The 23758-nt window shown below is 39.4% G+C and carries 24 protein-coding genes; 22 read left to right on the top strand and 2 right to left on the bottom strand.

Annotated elements, in window-relative coordinates; translation table 11 throughout:
- Positions 1-87: 87 nt before the first annotated feature.
- Together G611_RS0103680 and G611_RS0103685 are read left to right on the top strand one after the other, a co-directional pair.
- On the top strand, positions 88-264 hold the full coding sequence (locus G611_RS0103680; protein ID WP_028242478.1) for a DUF4250 domain-containing protein: 177 nt from the start codon (positions 88-90) through the stop codon (positions 262-264).
- Positions 265-273: 9 nt separating this feature from the next.
- Positions 274-1404 carry a CapA family protein gene (locus tag G611_RS0103685; protein WP_028242479.1) on the top strand — a complete coding sequence of 377 codons (1131 nt, stop codon included), beginning with the start codon at positions 274-276 and terminating at the stop codon, positions 1402-1404.
- A 31-nt stretch (positions 1405-1435) separates the two neighbouring features.
- On the opposite strand, the gene fliB is transcribed toward G611_RS0103685, so the two are convergent.
- Positions 1436-2485 (bottom strand): flagellin lysine-N-methylase, encoded by a 1050-nt coding sequence (gene fliB, locus G611_RS0103690; protein ID WP_028242480.1) that lies wholly within the window; start codon positions 2483-2485, stop codon positions 1436-1438.
- Positions 2486-2717: 232 nt separating this feature from the next.
- Between fliB and pta the strand changes: the two genes are divergently transcribed.
- From pta to G611_RS0103750, 12 genes are all read left to right on the top strand, one after another.
- Positions 2718-3701 (top strand): phosphate acetyltransferase, encoded by a 984-nt coding sequence (pta, locus tag G611_RS0103695; protein WP_028242481.1) that lies wholly within the window; start codon positions 2718-2720, stop codon positions 3699-3701.
- 62 nt (positions 3702-3763) lie between these two features.
- A complete protein-coding gene (recJ, locus tag G611_RS0103700) occupies positions 3764-5530 on the top strand; it encodes a single-stranded-DNA-specific exonuclease RecJ (protein WP_028242482.1) in 1767 nt (588 codons plus the stop codon).
- Between the two features lie 78 nt (positions 5531-5608).
- Positions 5609-6553 carry an alpha/beta fold hydrolase gene (locus G611_RS0103705; protein WP_028242483.1) on the top strand — a complete coding sequence of 315 codons (945 nt, stop codon included), beginning with the start codon at positions 5609-5611 and terminating at the stop codon, positions 6551-6553.
- Positions 6554-6563: 10 nt separating this feature from the next.
- A complete protein-coding gene (locus G611_RS0103710; protein WP_196801533.1) occupies positions 6564-7607 on the top strand; it encodes a DUF6709 family protein in 1044 nt (347 codons plus the stop codon).
- Entirely contained in the window at positions 7608-8351 is a 744-nt protein-coding gene (locus G611_RS0103715; protein ID WP_028242485.1) for a class I SAM-dependent DNA methyltransferase, read from the top strand.
- Entirely contained in the window at positions 8351-9220 is an 870-nt protein-coding gene (gene hslO, locus G611_RS0103720) for an Hsp33 family molecular chaperone HslO (protein WP_028242486.1), read from the top strand. Before G611_RS0103715 ends, hslO begins: the two co-directional genes overlap by 1 nt.
- A gap of 110 nt (positions 9221-9330) precedes the next feature.
- Positions 9331-11031: a L,D-transpeptidase family protein gene (locus tag G611_RS0103725; protein WP_028242487.1), complete on the top strand. Its 1701-nt coding sequence runs from the start codon at positions 9331-9333 to the stop codon at positions 11029-11031.
- 24 nt (positions 11032-11055) lie between these two features.
- The gene (gene hisC / locus G611_RS0103730; protein WP_028242488.1) at positions 11056-12117 is read left to right on the top strand and encodes a histidinol-phosphate transaminase; all 1062 of its coding nucleotides are present in this window, start codon (positions 11056-11058) and stop codon (positions 12115-12117) included.
- A 5-nt stretch (positions 12118-12122) separates the two neighbouring features.
- Positions 12123-12593 (top strand): COG2426 family protein, encoded by a 471-nt coding sequence (locus G611_RS0103735; protein ID WP_196801534.1) that lies wholly within the window; start codon positions 12123-12125, stop codon positions 12591-12593.
- 12 nt (positions 12594-12605) lie between these two features.
- On the top strand, positions 12606-12791 hold the full coding sequence (locus G611_RS0103740) for a hypothetical protein (protein ID WP_028242490.1): 186 nt from the start codon (positions 12606-12608) through the stop codon (positions 12789-12791).
- Positions 12770-12976, top strand: coding sequence for a DUF6472 family protein (locus G611_RS0103745; RefSeq protein ID WP_028242491.1), 207 nt, complete (start codon positions 12770-12772; stop codon positions 12974-12976). Before G611_RS0103740 ends, G611_RS0103745 begins: the two co-directional genes overlap by 22 nt.
- 87 nt (positions 12977-13063) lie before the next feature.
- Positions 13064-14701, top strand: a complete 1638-nt coding sequence (locus G611_RS0103750; protein ID WP_028242492.1) for a GH25 family lysozyme — start codon at positions 13064-13066, stop codon at positions 14699-14701.
- Here the strand turns inward: G611_RS0103750 and G611_RS0103755 are convergent.
- Positions 14648-15244 carry an ECF transporter S component gene (locus G611_RS0103755; protein WP_051195045.1) on the bottom strand — a complete coding sequence of 199 codons (597 nt, stop codon included), beginning with the start codon at positions 15242-15244 and terminating at the stop codon, positions 14648-14650. The genes G611_RS0103750 and G611_RS0103755 overlap by 54 nt on opposite strands.
- A gap of 127 nt (positions 15245-15371) precedes the next feature.
- Here G611_RS0103755 and G611_RS0103760 point away from each other — a divergent pair, with 127 nt between their 5' ends.
- The 8 genes from G611_RS0103760 (at position 15372) to G611_RS0103795 (ending at position 23710) form a co-directional block, all read left to right on the top strand.
- On the top strand, positions 15372-16655 hold the full coding sequence (locus G611_RS0103760; protein WP_036948051.1) for a PLP-dependent aminotransferase family protein: 1284 nt from the start codon (positions 15372-15374) through the stop codon (positions 16653-16655).
- 97 nt (positions 16656-16752) lie between these two features.
- A complete protein-coding gene (locus tag G611_RS0103765; RefSeq protein WP_028242495.1) occupies positions 16753-17532 on the top strand; it encodes a transporter substrate-binding domain-containing protein in 780 nt (259 codons plus the stop codon).
- Between the two features lie 21 nt (positions 17533-17553).
- The gene (locus tag G611_RS0103770) at positions 17554-18210 is read left to right on the top strand and encodes an amino acid ABC transporter permease (protein WP_028242496.1); all 657 of its coding nucleotides are present in this window, start codon (positions 17554-17556) and stop codon (positions 18208-18210) included.
- Positions 18211-18239: 29 nt separating this feature from the next.
- Entirely contained in the window at positions 18240-18995 is a 756-nt protein-coding gene (locus G611_RS0103775) for an amino acid ABC transporter ATP-binding protein (RefSeq protein ID WP_028242497.1), read from the top strand.
- A 20-nt stretch (positions 18996-19015) separates the two neighbouring features.
- Positions 19016-20527, top strand: a complete 1512-nt coding sequence (locus G611_RS0103780; protein WP_036948055.1) for a sodium/proline symporter — start codon at positions 19016-19018, stop codon at positions 20525-20527.
- Positions 20528-20661: 134 nt separating this feature from the next.
- The gene (gene nifS, locus G611_RS0103785) at positions 20662-21867 is read left to right on the top strand and encodes a cysteine desulfurase NifS (protein WP_028242499.1); all 1206 of its coding nucleotides are present in this window, start codon (positions 20662-20664) and stop codon (positions 21865-21867) included.
- Between the two features lie 29 nt (positions 21868-21896).
- A complete protein-coding gene (gene nifU, locus G611_RS0103790) occupies positions 21897-22334 on the top strand; it encodes a Fe-S cluster assembly scaffold protein NifU (protein WP_028242500.1) in 438 nt (145 codons plus the stop codon).
- Positions 22335-22399: 65 nt separating this feature from the next.
- On the top strand, positions 22400-23710 hold the full coding sequence (locus G611_RS0103795) for a Na+/H+ antiporter NhaC family protein (protein ID WP_028242501.1): 1311 nt from the start codon (positions 22400-22402) through the stop codon (positions 23708-23710).
- Positions 23711-23758 lie beyond the last annotated feature (48 nt).

Consider the following 23758-nt stretch of genomic DNA (forward strand, 5'->3'; position numbering starts at 1 on the left):
TTTATAGTTGATAACAAATGTATTATAATTGATTTAATCGTGCCGCAAAAGATTAATTGGCCGATTTATGTAATGATAGGAGGCAATATGAATTTTCCTAAGGACCCAGTGATGCTTTTGTCTGTTGTAAATACCGCACTTCGTGATTACTACAGCAGCTTTGATGCATTGGTTGAGGATAATGAAGTAGATGGTGATGAGATAATTGCAAAGCTTGCAATGATTGATTACCACTACGATCCAGAAAAGAATAAATTTAAGTAGAGGGGGAATATGAAAAAGTTTTTTAAAGTACTGATAAATACTATGTTAATCGCAGTGCTAGTGTGCGCTGCGGGGTGGTATTTTGTAGGGGATGACATTTTTGAAAAAGCTCTTGGCAACAAGAAGCAGGTTGCAGCCCAGCCACAGGATACTATCGTAGAAAAGGAAGTGGTTGCAGAATCTGAGCCTGCAGTGGAACCAGCACCAGCCCAGACCACTACAAATATCGTATTTACAGGTGACGTTGAAATCAGTGAGTATGTCCAATCTGCTTATAATGCAAAAGGGATAGACGGCGTGGCATCTGCAGATGTTCAGTCGCTGCTTCGGGATTCTACATTTACAATGATAAATAATGAATTCTGCTATTCTGAAAGAGGGCAGAAGGCTCCTGATAAGCAGTATACATTTAGGGTGAATCCAAGCTATGTAAGTATTTTAGGGGATTTGGGTGTAGATATTGCAGGTCTTGCTAACAATCATGTGCTTGATTTTGGTCACGATGCCCTTACAGATACCTTCACCACCTTAGAGGGTGCAGGTATTGATTATACTGGTGCAGGAAACAGCTTAGAGGACGCCAGCAAGCTGATTGTTAAGACTGATGATATGGGTCGCACCTATGGTTTCCTTGCTGCCAGCCATGTTATTCCTGTTGGAAGTTGGAATGTACTTAATTCCCAGCCGGGAGAATTCTGTTTTTATGATGAAACAGATTTGTTAAATGCTATTACAGCAGCCCGTTCACAGGTGGATTATCTATTCGTTATGGTTCACTGGGGTGTGGAGCATACAACAGAGCTTACTGACTACCAGGCAAATGACGGCCACAAGATGATAGATGCTGGCGCTGATGCAGTTATCGGCATGCATAGCCACTGCCTGCAACCAGTGGAGATGTACAACGGCAAGCCTATTTTTTACAGCCTTGGCAACTTCATCTTTAATCAGTCCATCAAATCAGGTGGCGGCGGAGCAGTGCAGTTTAGTGTTGATGAAAACGGCGCCGTAACCTACCGCATCATTCCAATAACTGCAAGTAATGCATGCACTTCAGTAGACCCAAGCGGCTACAGCTATGTTGAAAGCATTTCTAGCAATGTATCAGTGGATGCAAACGGAGTTATCAGTCAAAAATAAAAATGCACTCAGGGCAACCTGAGTGCTATTTTTATAATTCATCTTCAAAATACTCTATAAGTGCATTTACATTCAAATCAGAATGCTCTACCTCTCGTGAATATAGGTAGATGGTTTTTGCAAGCTCCTGGCTACTTGCGGCATCTAACATCATCAGCCAGCGGGTGCTTTGAACTGCAATCATGGTGCGGGCGTAGATTTGACCATCGTAGACTGCACCACAGAAGTAGGTATAAAGCAGGCATTCTAGAAGCTTTTCAAATAGGAATTCTTTTTCAGCTGCTGGATACATGGTAGCCTTCCAGGTGGTGAAGCTTTCTTTACGGGCAATCCAAAAAGCTTTGGCTTCTTTAATAGAATCTCGCCATGATTCCTCTAAAACTTCCATTTCGATTAGGGCATCAAAGCCCTTGATGCAATTATCTAAAGATAGCATAGCGCTGGTGCCTGTAGTTTCAAAGGTGTCATCAGCAGTTACATCATCCATCTCAAAAATATCGCCCTCATCATAAAGCTCCTGCAATTCTAAGGCCATGCAGGCAATAATATTCATTCGCTCCTGCAGTGGAAGAGTAGTTTCCTTTGCAAGCGCAAACATTTTATCTCTTGCATATTCTAGTTTGTCATAAAGCATGAAGTCAAAATCATCGAACTCATCTGGATTATCTTCAATATCATCCTCAGTCTCTGATATCGTAAATACGAAATCAGGCTCCATAATCATTCTTGTAACCTCTGGGCATGAAAGGGAAAGTGAATATTCCCTGATATCTAGGAACTCCTCAATATGTCTAGGAAACATTTTGCATGTATTACAAAGATAATCTTCACCAATAGTAGACTGTAAATCGCATAGACCAGTTTCATTTAACATGGCGCATCGAGTGTTATTTTGCTTGAAGCATTCCTCATTGTAATCTATGGAAGCCTTCAGTCTATCCGAAAAATTCCCGGAAGTATTCGTGTATTTATTAATACTGTCCTCATCAATCACAATCTGCCAGCCAATGCAGCAGCTCTTCGGACATTTATCAGCTATGCACTTAAACTCATCGTATCCCGTTTGTTTTCTATAAAGCATAATAACCTCTTCAATCTATTTTCTAAAAGGCATTATAACACGAATTTTGGGTGTGTAATAATTGACAAATAATTAACAAAAATACAAAAAGGTACAAAATTAAAAACATTGCAGAAAACCACTATTTTTTCATAAAAAAGTAGTATCATATCAAGTGGTTTTGAAAAACTAACACCTTGGTTTTACTTGAGGTTAAAATATTACTTTTAAAGAAAGAAAAGAGGAATTAAAAATGGCAGGATTTGGAGCATTAATCGACATCCTAAAGAAGGATCCTAAGAAAATCGTATTCACAGAGGGTACAGATCACAGAATTATCGAGGCATCTAGCCGTCTTCTTGGTTCTGATTTCTTACAGCCAATTCTTATTGGTAAGGAAGAGGAAGTAAAGGCAGCAGCCGAGGATGCTGGTTTTAACATTCGTGGTGCAGTTATTATTGATCCAGATAACTACGATAGATTCGACGAGATGTGCGAGCTTTTCTGTGAGCTTAGAAAGTCAAAGGGCGTTACAATGGAGCAGGCAAAGGCTACATGTAAGCAGGCTAACTACTTCGGTACAATGCTTGTAAAGATGGGCGTTGCAGATGCACTTTTAGGTGGTGCTACATACTCAACAGCTGATACAGTTCGTCCAGCTCTTCAGGTTATTAAGACAAAGCCAGGCAACAGCATCGTATCTTCATGCTTCATCATGGTTCGTAACTCAGCTACAGGTGATAGAGAAGTACTTGCAATGGGTGACTGCGCTATTAACATTAAGCCAAACGCTGATGAGCTTGCTGAAATCGCAGGCGAGACAGCAGAGTGTGCTAAGATTTTTGGCATTGATCCTAAGATCGCTATGCTTTCTTACTCAACACTTGGTTCTGGAAAGGGCGAGGATGTTGATAAGATGCGTGAAGCTACAGCAAAGGCTAAGGAGAAGTATCCTACACTTGATATCGAAGGCGAGCTTCAGTTCGATGCAGCTGTTTCTCCACGTGTTGCAAAGACAAAGTGCCCAGATTCAACAGTAGCTGGACATGCTAACACATTCATCTTCCCAGATATCAATGCTGGTAACATCGGATATAAGATTGCACAGCGTCTTGGTGGTTTTGATGCTTATGGCCCAATCCTTCTTGGACTTAACGCACCAATCAACGACTTATCTCGTGGTTGCAATGCACAGGAAGTATACTCAATGGCTATTATTACAGCCGCTCTTGCTTAATATGCATAAATGAGAAACCTTCCCCGAAAGGGGGAGGTTATTTTAGATTTTGGAGATAATTTATGAGTAAATGGATGTTACAACGCAAAGCCGCGGATTACGCTACACTTAGCGCAAAGCTTAAGGTGGACCCAGTTATTGTGCGCCTTATGGTTAACCGCGGGCTTACAACATATGAGGAGATGGAGGAATATCTTCATCCTACATTGAATAATCTACCTGACCCACATTTGTTTGCAGATATGGACGAAGCCTGCGAGCTTTTGATGGAAGCAATTGATGAGGGGCAAAAGATTCGCGTAGTTGGAGATTATGATGTGGATGGAATTATGTCTACCTACATCCTTACAACAGCCCTAAGAGAGGTTGGGGCAGATGTGGACTACGCTGTTCCACACAGAATGATAGATGGCTACGGCATCAATCCTGACATGGTTCAGGCTGCATATGATGAGGGTGTTAATTTTATTATCACCTGCGATAATGGTATAGCTGCATCACCAGCAATTGACCTTGCGAAGGAGCTTGGCATGACCTTTGTGGTAACAGACCATCACGAGGTCCCATTTGAATTAGCAGAGGATGGTGTTACCAAAATCCAGATGCTTCCAAATGCTGATGCAGTAGTTGATCCAAAAAGAGATGATTGTAATTATCCATTCAAAGGTATCTGCGGTGCCCAGGTTGCATGGAAGCTTGTAGATGTCCTTTATGAATTCCTTGGAATAGAAAAGGAAAAGGCAGATGCATTTTTGCAGTTTGCCAGCATTGCCACTGTTTGTGATGTAATGGAGCTGAAGGGCGAAAACAGAACCACCGTTTATCACGGAATAAAGGCAATCGAAAGAACAGATAATATCGGTTTAAATGCTATCCTTGCAAGAACAGAATTAAAGGATAAGCCTTTAAGCTGTTATCACTTAGGCTTTATCATTGGACCATGTCTTAATGCCAGTGGACGACTTGATACAGCAGGAAGAGCAATCGAACTATTGATGGAAGAGGATAAGGCAAAGGCACTTGCTATGGCTAACGAGCTGGTAGAGCTTAACAGTCAGCGCAAGAATATGACTCAAACCGGCATAGATAAGGCTATGGAACAGATAGAAACAACAGATTTAATAAATGATAGAGTGCTTGTGATCTACATTCCAGAATTACACGAAAGCTTGGCTGGAATAGTTGCAGGCCGAATCAGAGAAACCTACAACAAGCCAGTTCTTGTAATCACTGACGCGGAAGAAGGTGCCAAGGGCAGCGGACGTTCCATCCCTGCATACAACATGTTCGAAGAGCTTACAGCTGTAAAGGATGTGTTTACTAAATTTGGTGGTCATCCTATGGCTGCAGGCGTTTCTCTTCCAAAGGAAAAGATAGATGAATTAAGAACCAGACTTAATCAAAACTGCACTCTTACAGAAGATGACATGCAGGAGATTATCAAAATCGACTGCGATATGCCGCTTTCTTATATAACAGATGAATTGATAGATAGTATAGATTTGCTGGCGCCTTTTGGCACAGGAAATAACAAGCCGTTGTTTGCACTGAAAAATATTCCTATTCTTAAAATGGCATACATGGGAAAGGAAGGTCAGTATCTTAGAATGACAGTGCAGACTGAAAATGGCGGCACTATGACAGCCCTGATGTTTAGAGGGGTGGAAGAGTTTGAGAAAACTGTAATAGAAAAATATGGTGAAGCAGCTTGGCAAGCCCTGTTTTCTGGAAACTCAAGAGGTGTTAAGATGGACATTGTGTACGAACCATCTATAAATGAATTTAGAGGAAATCGCAGTGTTCAAATATTTATTGAGAACTTTAAATAGTAAAGTATTTTAATTGAATATACCCGATAAATCATATAAAATAAACTAGTATATTTATGTAGAAAGAGGGGCAGAAATATGGAAAATCAAGAGGTTTACACCTTTAATTCGAAAGATGGACATTCTTTAATTCACTGCAGAAAATGGTTGCCGGAAGGAGCGCCTGTTGCAGTAGTACAGCTTGTACACGGAATGGTTGAATATATAGAAAGATATGATGAGTTTGCAAGATTCCTTACATCTAAGGGATTTGTTGTAGTTGGTCACGATCACATCGGTCATGGTCAGTCAGTCACAAGCCTTGAAGAATTAGGCGTTATGACAGGAAAGCATCCAGCAGATTTTATGGTAGAGGATATTTACACTCACTATGCACTTACTAAGAAGTCATATCCTAATTTACCATATTTCATTCTTGGTCATTCAATGGGCTCATACATGCTTCGTAAGTTCTTAGCTGATAAGACAGCTTACTTAGATGAACTCACAGGTGCTATTATTATGGGTACTGGTCAGGAATCTGCTGCCACATGTAATGCAGGTCTTGCAGTAATTGCAATCCTTTCTCTTTTCAGAGGAAAGAAGTATCGTAGCACTTTTGTACAGAGCATGTCTTACAGCAAGCCATACAAGAGATATGATTGCTATGGTAAGGATTATGGTAACTCATGGTTATCAAAAAACACTAGAAGCGTTGAAAAGTATTATCACGATCCTTACTGTACATTCTTGTTTACTTTAAATGCATATAAGGCACTTGCCGAGGGTACAAAATATGCATGCTCAAAGGTTTGCGTTGGCAAGGTAAGAAAGAGCTTACCAGTATTATTTGTATCAGGTGATGCAGATCCAGTAGGTAACCTTGGTGAAGGCACTACAGCAGCATACGATTCATTTAAGGCTGCTGGAATCAAGGATGTATCCCTTAAGCTTTACAAGGGTGACAGACACGAAATTTTAAATGAGTTAGATAGAGAACAGGTTTTCCAGGATATCTATCAGTGGATTGAAGCACATAAGTAATGGAGCAATTATGGATTCTTTGGAGCATTTAATTACAAGGTCAATAAAGACATATTATAAAAGCAAGCTATATGCTCCTATTATCTTCTTAGTGATTTTGCTTGTCCTTGGAATCATATTCCCGGTAAAGGAGCTAATCCTTCCAAAGATGTACGAGCCGGAGCAGGTAAGTCTTTACGATATGTATAATTCCAAGGAAAATTTCGCAAGATTTAATCTGCACAATCTTTATTTCACAGGCTACACCAACAAATGGCTGGATAGAACCAGGGGCTATTACTACTACACAATGATAAATTCAGAATGTGTAGTGGTTTTGCTTGATCCTGAATCATGTGAACAGGGTACACCAATCATTGATAAAATCTCCATTAAAGGAGAAATCATTTATGATTCAGCCGCTACCAGAACACTGCTTACTAATCTGGCTAACGATCTAAACTGGAATGAAAATGGAATACTTTCTACAGTATCTTCATATTCTATTTCAGAACCAGATGCAACTGGAGCAGCAGCTGAGACTTTTGAATTTTTCTATCTTTTATTGGGATTATATAGCATAGTATCAATTATCATTTATGGTTTGTATATTGCATTTCCAGTATTATCATTGCCTGTTCAAAAGACAAGGGCGTACGGAAAGCCATCAGCCATATTGGCGGAGGCAGAAGAAGAGCTTGCAACACTTCCACAGCTTGCAACAGAGGATATGTTCATCACTGAGCATTATTTCATCGAAACCAGTAGTTATGGTGTTGCTATTGTACCAATTGATGCTATAATTTGGATTTATAAGTATTCCACCATGCACACATTTCTATGGCATCATTTTTCAATTACATACACACTTTATATTACAGCAGGCAAACGTCATTACATTAAATGCCCTAAGAATATAAAGAGTGATATTGATGGTATTATGGACTACCTATCTGAAGCAAATCATGATATATTAGTAGGGTTCTCAGAGGAGAATCGTCTAAAGGTGGAAGAGATTCAGAACGATTTTGATATAGTTAGAAAGATAACAGGCTTTTTATCTAAGAGGGTTTAAATGGAAGCTTATACAGGCTTTGCTCCAGTCTATGATATGTATATGGACAACATTCCATATGACGACTGGGCAGACAACATAAAAAATATTTTTCAAAAATATAATATGCCAATGGAAATAGTCTGCGACTTAGGCTGCGGTACTGGTCAGATGACCAGACGTCTTAAGAAAATGGGCTATGATATGATTGGTATAGATATATCATATGACATGCTGATGGAGGCAATGACTATGGAGGATTCCGATGGAATCCTTTATCTATGTCAGGATATGAAGGAGTTTGAACTATACGGTACTGTAGGCGCAGTAGTTAGTGTATGTGATAGCATCAATTATCTTAAGGATACTGATGAGCTCCTTACAGTTTGTAAGCTTGTAAACAACTACCTTGACCCAAAGGGCTTGTTTGTTTTTGATGTTAAAACAGAGCATTATTATAAGAAGCTTGGAAACAGCACGATTGCAGAAAATCGTGAAGAGGGTAGCTTTATATGGGAAAATGATTACAACGAAGCTGCACGTGATAATTATTATTATCTAACCATCTATGATATGAACGAAGAAGGAACCTTCGATAGATACGAAGAGGAGCATCTTCAGCATGCATTCACAGCTGATGAAATTAAAGCTTCCATAGAAAAAAGTGGGTTACAGCTTCTAGAGGTGCTTGATGTTTCTACCATGAAACCACCAACAGAAGACAGTGATAGATTGTATTTTATAGCAAGAGAGGTAATTAAGTAATGAGTGATTATATTGTTAGAGGAACAGCCGCAAACGATTCAATCAGAGCTTTTGCAATCACTAGCCATGACATGGTAGAAGAGGCAAGACAGCGTCATAATACATCACCTATTGTTACAGCAGCACTTGGAAGAATGCTTTCAGCAGGTTCCATGATGGGCGTAATGTTAAAGGGTGACGATGACCTTGTAACTCTCCAGATCCAGGGAAGTGGCCCACTAAAGGGAATTACAGTTACAGCCAATAGCAAGGGTGAAGTTAAGGGATTTCCTAATGTAGCAGTGGTAGATTTACCACCAAAGAATGGTAAGCTTGACGTAGGCGGCGCTATAGATCTTGGTATCATGAGAGTTATCAAGGATATGGGCTTAAAGGAGCCTTATGTTGGAACAGTAGAGCTTCAGACAGGTGAAATCGCTGAGGATTTAACATATTACTATGCTGTTTCAGAGCAGATTCCATCATCAGTAGGACTGGGTGTTCTTATGAATAAGGATAACACTGTTAATTGTGCAGGTGGATTCATTATCCAGCTTATGCCATTTACTCCAGAGAAAGTAATCGAAAAGATTGAAGAAAACCTTAAGACACTTCCATCTGTTACGGAGATGCTTTCAAGCGGTAAGACACCAGAGCAGATGCTTGAGACAGTTCTTGCTGGTCTTGATTTGCAGTTCATGGAAACATATCCTGTAGGATTTAAGTGTGACTGTTCTAGAGATAGAGTTGTTAAGAGCCTTGCATCTCTTGGCAAAGAAGATATGGATGAAATCATTGCTGATGGCAAGCCAGTAGAGGTAAAATGCCAGTTCTGTAATGAGGCATACGAATTTTCCATCGAGGATTTAAAGACTTTTAGGAGGAAATAGTCAAATAAACTCCGTTTATAGCAAAAAAGTTTAGTTGTTTTTAATTTTAATTATCTTGTAAACTAGGAAACGGAGTTATTGTATATACAAATATATAGAAGGTAACCTTAATGAAAAAGCGTAAAAAGAATAAGTTTAAATCATATAGACTAAACAGGTCTACGGTTCTTAAAGGCGGCATTATCTGCGCCGCAGTTTTAATTGTATATCTTGCAGGTAGTTTGTTCTTTAGTAATCATTTTTACATGAGAAGTAAGGTAAATGGTGTTGGAGCATCATTCCTTAATGCCGAAAGTACATACAATAAAATCGTTAAAAATGCAGATAAATATACTATTTCCTTCAAGGATGCTGACGGTAAGGTAGTTAACGAAGTAAACTCCAGCGATTTAGGAGTAGCCGTTAATTACGATGCCTCACAGGTTCAGGATATTCTTGATAAGCAGACAGGTTTCAACTGGATTGGTCGTTTAATTATTCCAGCTGAATATTATACAGCTACAGGAAATGCATACGATGAAGCTAAGGTAAGAGCTGTTGCTGAGAGTCTTGACTTCAGCAATCAGAAATCTACTAAGGAATCTGAGGATGCTTATATCAAATTTGATGGTGATAAATTCGTTATAGTTGATGAAGTTTACGGTGACAGAATCGACACAGAGGGTGTAGAGGAAGCTATCGTTTATGCGGTAGAAAACCTTCAGAGAGTTATCAACATTGCTGATGGTTCTTGCTACAACAAGCCTGATGTTAAGGCTGATGATGATAACATCAAGAAAGCTGTTGCTAAGCTTAATGATTACATGGATATAGATATCCATTATGATTTAGGCGAGGGCATCACAGAAGATATTCCAAAGGAAGTAAAAGCTTCATTCTTTAACTGGGATGATAAATACAAAGTATTCTTTGAGAGAGATTCTATTGGTGAATATGTCAACGCTATGGGTGATAAGTACAACACCTATGGTAAGAAAAAGGAATTCACTACAACTGATGGAGAAGAAATCACAGTTCCTGCAGGTTCTTTTGGTTGGAGAATTGCATACGATGGTGAAATAGATGCCATTATCGCAGATTTTAAAGCCGGTAAAGATGTTACTCGTGATTTTACATATTTATATTATGGAACAAGCCACGGTGAACATGATTATGGCAATTCCTATGTAGAAGTTAATCTTTCAAAGCAGCATGTTTATGTATACAAGGACGGAGAAATGGTCTTTGATACAGACTGCGTATCAGGTAAGATCGTAGGAAATCATGGCACACATACAGGTGTGTACCCTATAGCTTACAAGCAGACAGAGGCAACCCTTAAGGGTGACAATTATGAATCTCACGTTCATTTCTGGATGCCATTTAACATGGGCGAAGGTTTACATGATGCTACATGGCGCTCAAAGTTCGGCGGAAATATTTATAGAACAAGCGGAAGCCATGGCTGTGTTAACTTACCATTATCATCAGCTGAAAAGATATATAATATTGTTGAAGCTGGATGGCCAGTTATTGTATTCTACACAGGTGATACTGAGGCAGAAAATTATAAGCTTCAGAATCCTCAGCTTAATGTAATAGATTTAATCACAAAGATTGGACCTGTAACAGCACTTGAGCAGGAGGCTTCTATTGCAGAGGCAAGAGCTCAGTACGAGGCACTTACAGAAGAACAAAAAGCGTTAGTTACAAACTATCAGGATCTTGTTAACGCAGAACTTACACTTCAGGTATTAAAGCAGCAGGCTGTTGATGCAGGAGCTGCAGCAGGTGAAGTAGCACCTGCAGATGGAACAGTTGTGACACCATAGTTTCTTTTTAAATGTGAGGCAAATATGACTAGTTGGAAAGAAAACGTTCGAGAAGTAGTACCTTACACACCAGGCGAGCAGCCTAAAACAAAAGTAATAAAGCTTAATACTAATGAAAATCCATACCCACCAAGTCCTTTGGTGGGTAAAGCTATTTCTGATGTAAAGCTTGATGCCCTTAGGAAATATCCAGATCCTAATTGCAGTAATCTTATTTCTGCAATCGCAGATTATCATGGCGTTGATAAAGAAAATGTTTTTGTAGGAGTTGGCTCAGATGATGTTTTGGCAATGAGCTTTCTTACATTTTTCAATTCTAATAAGCCAGTATTTTTTCCAGATATTACATATTCATTTTATGATGTATGGGCAGATTTATTTCGAATTCCATACGAAAAAAAGAGTTTGGATGAGACGTTTAAAATCAAACCAGAGGATTATGATGAACCTTGTGGCGGCATAGTTATTCCAAATCCTAATGCTCCTACTGGAATTGCAGAACCTGTTTCATTTTTTGAAAACATTGTAAAAAAGCATCCAGAATGCATCGTTATCATTGATGAGGCATATGTTGATTTTGGCTCAATGTCATGCATAGATTTGGTTCGTAAATACGATAATCTGTTAGTGGTTCGTACATTTTCAAAATCAAGAGCCATGGCTGGTAATCGTATAGGATATGCCATTGGTGATAAAGAGCTCATCAAATATCTGTCTGATTGCAAGTTTTCTTTTAATTCCTATACTATGGATACCATTACACTTGCGGCAGGAGTTGCATCAATCCAGGATGATAGCTATTTTAAGGAAAAACTTGAAGCAGTTATCAACACAAGAGAATGGACTAAGAAACAGCTTTCCACACTGGGCTTTACTTACCCAGATTCAAAGAGCAATTTTATTTTTGCAAAACACGAATCAGTTGAAGCTTCTTATATTTTTGAGGAGCTTAAAAAGGCGGGAATATATGTAAGATATTTTTCAAAGCCTGAACGTATTTCAAACTATCTGCGTATCAGCATTGGAACAGATGAAGAGATGCAGGTGTTTATAGATGAATTAAGTAAGATAATAAAAGGAGTTTAGTTTTAATGATTAATTATTTAATAGTATTTTTTATTTCCATGGTACCGTTGATTGAGCTTAGAGGTGCAATTCCTTATGCAGTTGCTAACAACATGCCACTTCTTCAGAGCTATATCATTGCAATTATAGGTAACATGATTCCTATGCCAATCATTTTCTTCTTCGCAAGAAGAGTTCTTGAGTGGGGAAAGGATAAGCCAGTTATCGGAGGATTCTTTACATTCTGTCTCGAAAAAGGACACAAGGGTGGTGAGAAACTTAAGGAAAAGGCTGGTAATGGACTTTACGTTGCATTATTCTTATTTGTAGGTATTCCAGTTCCTGGAACAGGTGCATGGACAGGTACACTTGCTGCATCTATCCTTGATATGGATTTCAAAAAGAGTGTTAAGGCTACAATGGCAGGTATTGTACTTGCTGGTGTTATTATGGGCGCTGGAACAAAAATCATTATGTTTATCGCTAGCTTATTTTAAAAGGTGTTGAATATGGATACAGTTAATATGATAATTAACGTAATAGCCATAATGGCTGGTCTTACTATTTATATTGGCATTAGCAATACCAAATGGGGTAAGGATCATCAACAATATCAGTATGCCATAATGCTTGGTGCGATTCTTTTGGCAGTCTTAATAGGAGGTTTTATTAGATGGCTAATAGTAGTAAGGTAAAAAAATCTAGTGGAACAGCCTGCGAGTACTGTAATAACTTCGTTTGGGATGAAGAAGACGAACAGTATTATTGCGAGATGGACATGGATGAAGACGATTACGTTAGGCTGGTAACAGGACATTATAAGGAATGTCCATACTTTGTAGATGGCGATGAATACAAGGTAGTACGCCACCAAAATTAAAAAACGAAAAAAATTCGAAATTTATAGATTATTTATAACAATTTGTGGTAGTATATTTATGTTAGAAAAAAGTAGGAGGAAAAAAGGGTGATTAAGAAAAAAGCATCAAGGGTATGCAAAACACTTGCAGCAGTATTTCTTGCTGTATGTATGACATTGTCAGTTCCAGCTACTGCAAATGCTGCGGGAGCGCAAGGAATTGATGTTTCAAAGTATCAGGGAGCTATTAATTGGGCAGCAGTTGCTCAGTCAGGTGTTTCCTATACATTTATTAAAGTAGGAAGCACAAAGAGTGGTATTGATCCATACTTCGCAGCTAACGTTCAGGGAGCACAGGCTGCAGGTATTCGTACAGGTGTCTATATTTATTCTTATGCAACAAGCGTAGAGGCAGCAGCACAGGAAGCAGCATTAGTTCTTCAGTGGATTGAGCCATATAACATTAACTTCCCAGTTGCATTTGATATTGAGGATAAAACACAGAAGGGATTGGATCCAAATACATGTACAGCAATGGCTAACACATTCTGTAGCATTATTTCACAGGCTGGTTACACTCCAATTCTTTACACATATACAAACTTTTATAAAACACATTTCACATCAGCACTTGCTTATGATAAATGGATTGCACAGTATGCAGATCATAACGACATTCCAGGCTGGGCTATCTGGCAGTATTCTTCAGGTGGAGCAGTAGCAGGTGTAAACGGAAGAGTTGATATGAACATTGCAGCTAAGGATTACACAGCTTACATTCCACAGCTTGGTTTACTTGATCTTGGCGCAGGAAACATATTCTTCTTTAACAATTTCCGTAGACAGTTTGGTTGGATAGATATTGCAGGTACTAAGTATCACACAGATCCAGCTACTGGTATTGTTACTTATGGTTGGTTCGCTGATCCTACAGGAACATATTATTTTGCTCCAAAGACAGCAAATGCTGTAGTAGGACTTAACACAATCGATAAGGGTATCTATTACTTCAATGAGGCTGCACAGCTTCAGACAGGATGGATTGAATTAGGTGGTAACACATTCTTATTTAATCCAGCAGAAAACGGCAAGCTTTATACAGGATGGTTTGCTGATCCAGCAACAGGTACACGTTACTTAGATACAACAGATGGTCACATGGTTAAGGGACTTGTTGTTATCGACAAGGATATCTACTACTTCAACGACCAGGGCTACTTACAGACAGGTTGGGTTGATGTAAATGGAATCACATACTTATTTAACCCAACAGACAATGGTAAGCTTTACAAGGGTTGGTGGACAGATGCTACTGGCACATACTACTTAGACCCTAAGGATGCTCATAAGACAACAGGACTTGCAGCAATCGACGGAAACGTTTATTACTTCAACGAAGCAGGACAGATGCAGATTGGTGCATACGTTGTTAACGGCAATACATATTTCTTCGGACCAGATGGAAAGATGCAGACAGGCTTCCAGCAGGTTGGAAATAACCCATTCTACTTTGCAGACAACGGTGCAATGGTAAAGGGTGTATTCCAGGCTAAGGACGGAAACATCTACTACGCAGATGATAAGACAGGTATCATAATCCGAAATCAGGTTATGCAGGTAGGCGCTCAGCAGTATTTATTTGGCGCAGACGGAAAGCTTGTTAAGAATCAGGTAGTACAGGTTGGAAACATGTTATATCAGACAAACGAAACCGGTGTTGTTACTGCGCAGGCACCTGCGCAGTAAGGGGTACAAAACAGAGGATATAATCACTCCGAATATACCCTGAATGATGTTTGGAATGATTCCAGCAAGGGATGCAATAACACCTGCAGAAAGGGTAACATCATTTAAAACCGAAAGCATAAATATTTCAAAAACAAAATAACCAAAAACCATGACAGCCTCACCAGCTACTCCACTAATGATTAGTGCTGGTAGGGCTGTTTTTGTATGTATATGTTTTGCAATAGGCTTGCAAATGAAATAGGCTGTAATGGCTGTAAGTGCCTTAATAATAAATGTGGCTGGAACATAAATAAAATACCCACCAATCAAATCCGAAAGAGCTGAACCAAACCCAGCAGCCAAGGCTCCCCATAATGGCCCGAGTAGTAAGCCTGATAGTAATACAAATCCATCCCCAGGATGTATGTAGCCGTTGGTAGGTGTTGGTATTTTGATAATCATTGTACCGACGCAAGTAAGTGCAGCAAACAATGCAGCTATAATTGTTTTTCGGGTGGTGTCCGTTTTTAATCTGTTTGCAGTTAAAGTAGTATCATTCATTAGCTGGTCCTCCTCGTTAAGTGGAATTTGAAAAAGCGCTATTTCTTTTTTTATATGTTGAAGCTATAATAGCACTAAGCTGTAACTAAAAAAATGCGCAAATGTTGCAATAAAAAAGGGGACAGATATGAAGGTATATGAACAGGTTTATAGTTTTTATGTAAAGCAAATAGAGGATAGTAGTCTGAAGGCAGGGGACAGGATGCCATCCATCAGGGAGTCGGAACGTACTTTAAATGTAAGCAGAACCTCCATAGAAACAGCGTATCTACAGCTGGCAGCAGATGGATACATTTATTCAGTGGAGAAGGTTGGATATTTCGTATCTGACATGGTTGCCAGATTGGAAGATAAAAAAACTCAGGTCGCAATAGGAAATGCTCGAGAATCAAAAAAAGAATACACCTATGACCTGGCAGTTATCGGCGAGGATAAAACTGTGTCTTGTCTACAGCTGTGGAGACGCTATATGAAATCTGCACTTAGGCAGGAGGAAAGACTGCTTAATTATCCTAATAATCAAGGTGAGGAGGATTTGCGCCAAGAGATAGCAGCATATGTTAGAAAAACAAGAAATATCATTTGTAGTGCAGATGATATTGTTATTGGGGCGGGCTTTCAAAGTCTATTATCACTTCTTATTTCCCTTATTCCAGGTGAGAAAACCATATCATTTCCAACAAAGAATTTTGCTGATGGCGCCACCATATTTAAGAACGCGGGTTATGAAGTAAACTACAGAAATAAAGAATGTCACGTTATTTATGTTACACCTTCTTATATGACAAAATGGGGCGAGGTCATGACCATGAAACGACGTCATGAGCTAATAGACCATGCCAGGGTTAACAATCATCTTATCATTGAGGATGATTATCAGAATGAATTTGTATTTTCAAATAAAGCGACTCCAAGTCTGTATGCCATGACAGGAGGGGAGAATATTGCCTTCTTAGGATCATTTTCAAGAGTCCTATTGCCAAGTGTTAGAATAAGCTTTTTGATTTTGCCTAAGGGTGTGCGAAAAGAATACGATGGAATAAAGCATCTATATAATCAGACTGCATCCATTGCAGAGCAGATTGCATTAGCCTCCTTCTTACGTGACGGTCATCTTAACAGGCATATTAAAAAGATGAGACGCTTATATGAAGAAAAACGTAAGCTGATGTACAACGGACTAAAAAGAGCTTTTGATAAGGATGCCAGTATTTTTATGGGTGAGAGCGGAATGGAAATCGGGGTGAAGCTTTCAGGAAAACATTTGGCAGACAAATTAAAGAAAAGTGATGTGCGTGTAAACATAGTAGATTCCGGGTCAGATACGGCCTTGTTTTTGGTTTCATGTAGTAGGATTGACATAGATGATATAAGCCTTGCAATAGATAAATTAAATTATGGTTTACAATAACGCTTTAGTATGCTAAAGTATACGTATGACAATTTAGTACATTATCACGCTAAAGTGTTTTTAGAACTGTAAACAATGATTTAAAGGAGATTCTACTATGAAAAAAAGAATATTAGCAGTAATGCTCACAGGAATTATGATGCTTTCAATGGTTGCTTGTGGTTCTGAAGAAAGCGATTTGGAATACATCAAAAATAAGGGCACACTTACAGTTGGTATTACAGATTTTGCACCAATGGATTACAAGGATGATAACGGCGATTGGATTGGCTATGATGCTGATTTAGCTAAGAAGGTAGCTGAATCTCTCGGTGTAGAGGTTGAATTTGTTGAAATCGATTGGGACAACAAAATCTTAGAACTTCAGAACAAATCAATTGATGTGGTTTGGAACGGCATGACACTTACACCTGAGGTTACAAACGCAATGGCATGCACAAATGCATATCTTAACAACGCTCAGGTTGTAGTAGTAAATAAGGATATGGCTGATTCGGTAACAGATGTTGATTCCGCTAAGGAACTTAGCTTTGCAGTTGAATCTGGTTCAGCCGGTGAGGCAGCCGCAGAAGAAAATGGTTTCAATTATGTAGCTGTAAAATCTCAGGCAGATGCAGTAATGGAGGTTTCAGCTGGCACATCAGATGCTTGCATAATCGACCTTCTTATGGCAGGTGCAATGGTAGGCGAGGGAACCAGCTACGAGAATCTTACACACACTGTTGAGCTTACAACAGAAGAATATGGAATCGGATGTAGAAAGGGTTCCGACTTAGCTGAATACATCAATAAGGAGCTTAAGGCTCTTTATGATGATGGCACAATGGAAGAAATTGCAAACACCTATGGTGTGCAGGATGCAATCGTAAAACTATAAAATAACAATTAAGGAAATATTATGTTTGCGAATGTAACATTATCACTTTTAGAGGGTTTCTTAGGAACCCTCAAATTGTTTTCATTAACTTTATTATTTTCATTACCACTTGGGCTTATTATTAGCTTTGGCTCTATGAATAAAAATCTGGTGGTTAGATTACCAATCAGATTTATCATATGGGTGGTTAGAGGGACGCCACTGATGCTACAGCTATTAATAATATTTTACGGACCTGGAATCTTTTTGGGAGTAAATCTTTGGGGTGCAGGAGATAGTGGGCGATTTACAGCAGCGCTTGTTGCTTTTGTAATTAATTATGCCTGCTATTTCAGCGAAATTTATAGGGGTGGAATTCAATCAATACCAAAGGGTCAATATGAAGCGGCTGCGGTTCTTGGATTATCAAAGAGCCAAACCTTCTTCAAAATTGTACTTTTACAGGTAGTCAAAAAAATCGTTCCTCCTATTTCAAACGAGGTAATAACACTGGTAAAGGATACTTCTCTTGCCAGAGTTATTGCCTTCTATGAAATAATTTGGGAAGGTGAAAGATTTATTAAAAGTGCAGGAATAATTTGGCCATTGTTTTATACAGGAGCTTTCTATTTATTATTTAGCGGATTGCTTACATTGTTATTTGGTTATATCGAAAAGAAACTGGAGTATTTCAGATAATCGATTAATGAATTTTGAGTGAGAACATTATGTCAATTTTAGAAGTACATGAGATTAGAAAAAAATTTGATAAAGAAGAGATACTAAAGGGCATATCATTTAGTATGGAAAGGGGACAGACTCTTTCCATAATTGGAAGTTCTGGTTCAGGTAAGACCACCTTGCTTAGATGCTTGAATTTCCTGGAGGTACCTGACGAAGGAAGTATCACAGTAAATGGTGACGTACTATTTTTTGCAAACTATTCCAGTCTGAAGGAAGAGGAGATTAGAAAGAACCGTCATCATTTTGGAATGGTTTTTCAGCAGTTTAATCTGTTTCCACAGTATACTGCTTTGGAAAATGTCATCCTTGCACCTAAGCTTGCAGCCAAATCCAAGGATGAAATAGATGAAATTACAGAAAATGGTAAAGAGCTGCTCAGAAAGATGGGACTTGAGGATAGAATGACAAACTATCCACATCAGCTATCAGGAGGCCAGCAGCAAAGAGTGGCTATTGCAAGAGCACTGGCGTTAAAGCCTGACATACTTTGCTTTGATGAGCCAACATCGGCCTTGGACCCAGAGCTTACAGGCGAAGTACTTAAGGTAATAAAGGAGTTGGCCGATCAGAAGACAACAATGATTATAGTAACTCACGAAATCAGCTTTGCCAGAGATGTTTCAGATGAAATTATATTTATGGATGGAGGAGTAATCGCAGAACAGGGGACACCATCTCAGGTGATAGATAATCCTTCAAATGAGAGGACAAAGCAGTTTTTGGCAAACTATCTTAAATAGCATAATGAAGGGAGATTGAAATGGCAACACTAGGAATCGTAATTGCAATTGTGGTTTATTTAGCAGGCTTGCTTATTATGGGTGCTACCTTTGCTAAAGAAAATCATACAGTTGGTGACTATTACTTAGGTGGAAGAAAGCTTGGACCATTTGTTACAGCAATGAGTGCAGAGGCATCAGATATGTCTTCGTGGCTTTTGATGGGGCTGCCTGGTATCGCATATGCCAGTGGAATTTGCGATGTTTTTTGGACAGCCTTAGGCCTTGGAATCGGAACCTATATGAACTGGTTGATAGTAGCAAAAAGGCTTAGAAGATATTCGGAAAAGAATAATTCAGTTACCATTCCGGATTTCTTTGAGCACAGATTTAGAGACAAAAGCCACGCACTACTTTTAATATCATCACTGATTATCGTGGTATTTTTCATACCTTATGTTGGCTCTGGTTTTGCCGCATGTGGTAAGCTGTTTTCTTCTCTTTTTGGATTAGATTACACAGTTGCAATGATTGCATCTGCAGCTGTTATCATCGGCTATACCGCTACAGGCGGATTTATGGCTGCATCAGTTACGGATTTTGTTCAGTCAATCATTATGACAATAGCACTTATTGCAGTAGTTTGCTTCGGACTTTCCAGTGTTGGTGGAATAGATGTAGTTAGCAACTTTGCCACATCCATAGACGGATATATCAGCCTGTTAGCTACCCATGATTTTGCTACAGGAAGCCGTGTATCCTACGGTGGAATAATCACCATCATTTCGACAATGGCATGGGGTCTTGGATATTTTGGTATGCCACATATCCTCCTTAGATTCATGGCTATCGAAGACCCAGAAAAGATTAAGCTTAGCCGTAGAATATCAACTGTTTGGGTATTTATCGCAATGGGCGTTGCAATCTTCATCGGTGTAATGGCTCATACCATGGTAAATGTAGGCGTTCTTGATGAGCTTGCAGATTCAGAAAGAGCAATCGTAATCATCGCTCAGACTCTTGCAGAGCACAGCTTTGCAGCGTCACTACTAGCGGGTGTAATACTTGCAGGTATTTTGGCATGTACCATGTCTACCTGTGATTCGCAGATGCTAGCAGCATCTTCATCTGTATCTGAAAATATCTTGCATGAGACACTTGGAATTGAGCTTTCAGAGCATATGCAGATGGTAATGGCAAGAATTGTCCTTATCGTTATTGCTGCAATCGGAATCATTATTGCAAGAGACCCTAACAGTTCAGTGTTTGGTATCGTATCATTTGCCTGGGCAGGCTTTGGTGCAGCTTTTGGTCCGATTATGCTGCTTGCTTTGTTTTGGAAGAGAGCTAATCGCTATGGAGCAATTGTAGGTATGCTTGGCGGAGGCATTATGATTTTTTTATGGAAGTTCATGATTAAACCACTTGGTGGAATATTTGGAATCTACGAGCTTCTTCCAGGCTTCATTGTTGGATTATTGCTATGCGTAGTGGTAAGCCTTTTGACACCTGCTCCAGAGAAGGAGATAGTAGAAGAGTTCGAATCCATCTAACAAATTGAGAATAAATATCAACAAGACAAAATATCACCTATAACCTATTGACTAAGTAGGTTATAGGTGATATTTTCTTTTACATAGTCAGTTGGTAGGTGAAACCAACGATAATGTGAAAGGAAGGAATAAGAATGTTTGTATATGCAGATAATGCGGCAACAACAGCCGTTAGTCAAAAGGTAGTGGATGCAATGCTTCCATATTTTACAGAAGTATATGGTAATCCATCTAGTTTATATTCAGTTGGCCAGAAGGCAAAAGAAGTTTTAGAAGAGGCCCGAGAAAGAGTTGCAAAGGTGTTAGGTGCAAAGCCTAGAGAAATATATTTCACATCAGGTGGTAGTGAGGCTGATAATCAGGCCATCATTTCTGCAGCAAGAGCGGGAGCTAAAAAGGGTAAAAAGCATATCATATCTTCTAAGTTCGAGCATCACGCAGTGCTTCATACACTTGAGGCTCTTGAGAAGGAAGGCTTTGAGATTACACTTGTTGATGTTCATTCTAATGGTGTGGTTGATCCTAAGGAGATTGAGGATGCCATCCGTGAGGATACAGCGCTCGTAACAATTATGTATGCAAATAACGAAATCGGAACTATCCAGCCAATCGCTGAGATAGGTAAGATTTGTCGTGAGAAGAATGTATGGTTCCACACAGATGCAGTTCAGGCAATCAGCCATGTGCACATCAATGTGGAGGAGCAGAATATAGATATGCTTTCAATATCTGCTCACAAATTCCATGGTCCTAAGGGTGTCGGTGTGCTCTATGCCAAGGGAGGTATCTCACTTACAAACATAATTAACGGTGGTGCCCAGGAAAGAGGCAAGCGTGCAGGTACAGAAAATCTTGCAGGTATCGTAGGCCTTACGGTTGCTCTTGAGGATGCGGTAGCCCACATCGATGAAAATAATGAAAAGCTTTCTAAGCTTCAGGATAGATTAATTGAAGGTCTTTCAAAGATTCCTTATTCTGAATTGAATGGAGATAGACATGCAAGAGTTACATCTAATGTAAACTTCTGCTTTGAGGGTATCGAGGGAGAATCCCTTCTTTTATTATTAGATGACAAGGGCGTGGCTGTGTCATCAGGTTCGGCCTGTACATCAGGTTCACTTGATCCTAGCCATGTGCTTCTTGCAATTGGCAGACCTCACGAGGTAGCTCACGGCTCACTCAGAATATCTCTTGGAGAGGACGCTACTGAGGAGCAGGTTGATTATATCGTAAATGCGGTAACAGAGGTTGTGGAGTATCTTCGTAGTTTTTCACCTTTCTGGGGTGATCTTGTAAGTGGAAAGCGCCCACACGTATTTGAGGAACACAGTGTAGCCTAATTAATGAGAGTAATTGGAGGAATACAAAAATGGCATTATATAGCGAAAAGGTCATGGACCATTTTAGAAACCCTAGAAATGTAGGAGTTATAGAAGACGCAGATGGAGTGGGCGAAGTAGGTAACCCAGTGTGCGGCGATATCATGAAAATCTATCTTAAGATAAATGATGAGCAGATAATTGATGATGTTAAATTTGAAACCTTTGGTTGCGGCAGTGCCATCGCATCATCTTCAATGGCAACAGAGCTTATTAAGGGTAAGCCACTAGATGAGGCACTTCAGCTTACAAATAAGGCTGTAACAGAGGCACTTGATGGACTTCCACCACACAAGCTTCATTGTTCAGTGCTTGCAGAGGAGGCAATCAAATCTGCTGTTAAAAACTATTATGACAATAACGGTATCGAATACGACCCAGCCGATTTCCCAGAGGAGCACGACTGCGAAGCCTGCCACACACATTAATTTGCCAAAAGCAGAGCCATGGTTTACAATAGTTTCTTTAGAGGAAATTGAAGGGAAACTATTTAATGAGTAACACAAACCAGCAACCAAAACCAAATGCTAAGGCACTTCTTCCTATAGCATTGTTTTTAATATTGTATTTAGGTAATGGAATTTATTTCCAGTACATATCACCGATTGAGGGGCAGATGGGATTTTACGTAGTCTCAGTAGTTCTGTCCTTCACTTTTGCCCTTATTCTGGCGTTCATGCAAAACAGGGGTAAGAGCTTTGAGGAAAAGATTCATATATGTGCGGAGGGCATAGGAGATGACAATATTGTCACTATGCTCTTCATATTTATTTTAGCAGGTGCCTTTAGCGGTGTAGCAGGAGAAGCAGGCGGTGCATCCTCTACAGCAAATCTACTGCTTAGTGTTATTCCAGGCCGATTTGCAATCCCAGGCTTGTTTATAATCTCATGTCTTATTTCAATGGCAATGGGAACAAGCGTAGGTACCATATCTGTGCTTGCGCCAATAGCATGTGCTGTAGCTAAAAACGGACACATCAGCTTGGCATTTTGTGTTGGAGTTGTCGTAGGTGGTGCTATGTTTGGAGATAATCTTTCATTTATTTCAGACACCACTATTGCAGCCACAAAGACTCAGGGCATCGCCATGAAGGATAAATTTCAGGCTAATTTAAAGCTGGCTCTTCCGTCGGCGATTATTACTTTAGCAATCCTGATAGTCTGTTCCTTTAAAACAGAAGTAACAGCAATAGGAAATTTTGATTATAATATCCTTCAGGCACTCCCTTATTTCATTGTACTTGTACTATCAGTACTTAGCATAAACGTCTTCAAGGTACTGCTTTTGGGCTGTTTCATGTTTATAGTTGTTGGAATGCTTACCGGCTCGCTTACCTATGTTTCTGGGCTATCTTCGATGGGAACAGGAATTGCAGGTATGTTTGAGACAATGATAGTAACAATCCTTGTGGCATCTGTTGCATCTCTTATTAGAGAACATGGTGGATTTGAAGCGATATTACAGTTGATTAGAAATAAGGCAGGCAATAAAAGAGGTGGAATGCTTGGCATCGCCTTCCTGACCATGTTTATGGATCTTGCCACTGCTAATAACACTGTTGCAATTGTAATTGCAGCACCAATCGCTAAACAAATAAGTGAAGAATACAGCGTGGAGCCGAAGAAGACAGCGTCACTGCTTGATACATGCTCATGCATAATGCAAGGAATCATCCCTTATGGTGCACAGCTTCTTGTGGCAGCCAACATTGCAAAAATAGCCAGTTTTTCACTTATTCCTTGGTTGATATATCCATTTGTTTTGATAATATTTGTGGGAATTTCGATTTTCAGAGAGAAATAAAAATTAGCCAGTTATTAATAGATTTAATAGCTGGCTATTATATTAAAC

Source organism: Pseudobutyrivibrio ruminis AD2017 (assembly GCF_000424305.1).
In the GTDB taxonomy this organism is placed as follows: Bacteria; Bacillota; Clostridia; order Lachnospirales; family Lachnospiraceae; genus Pseudobutyrivibrio; species Pseudobutyrivibrio ruminis_B.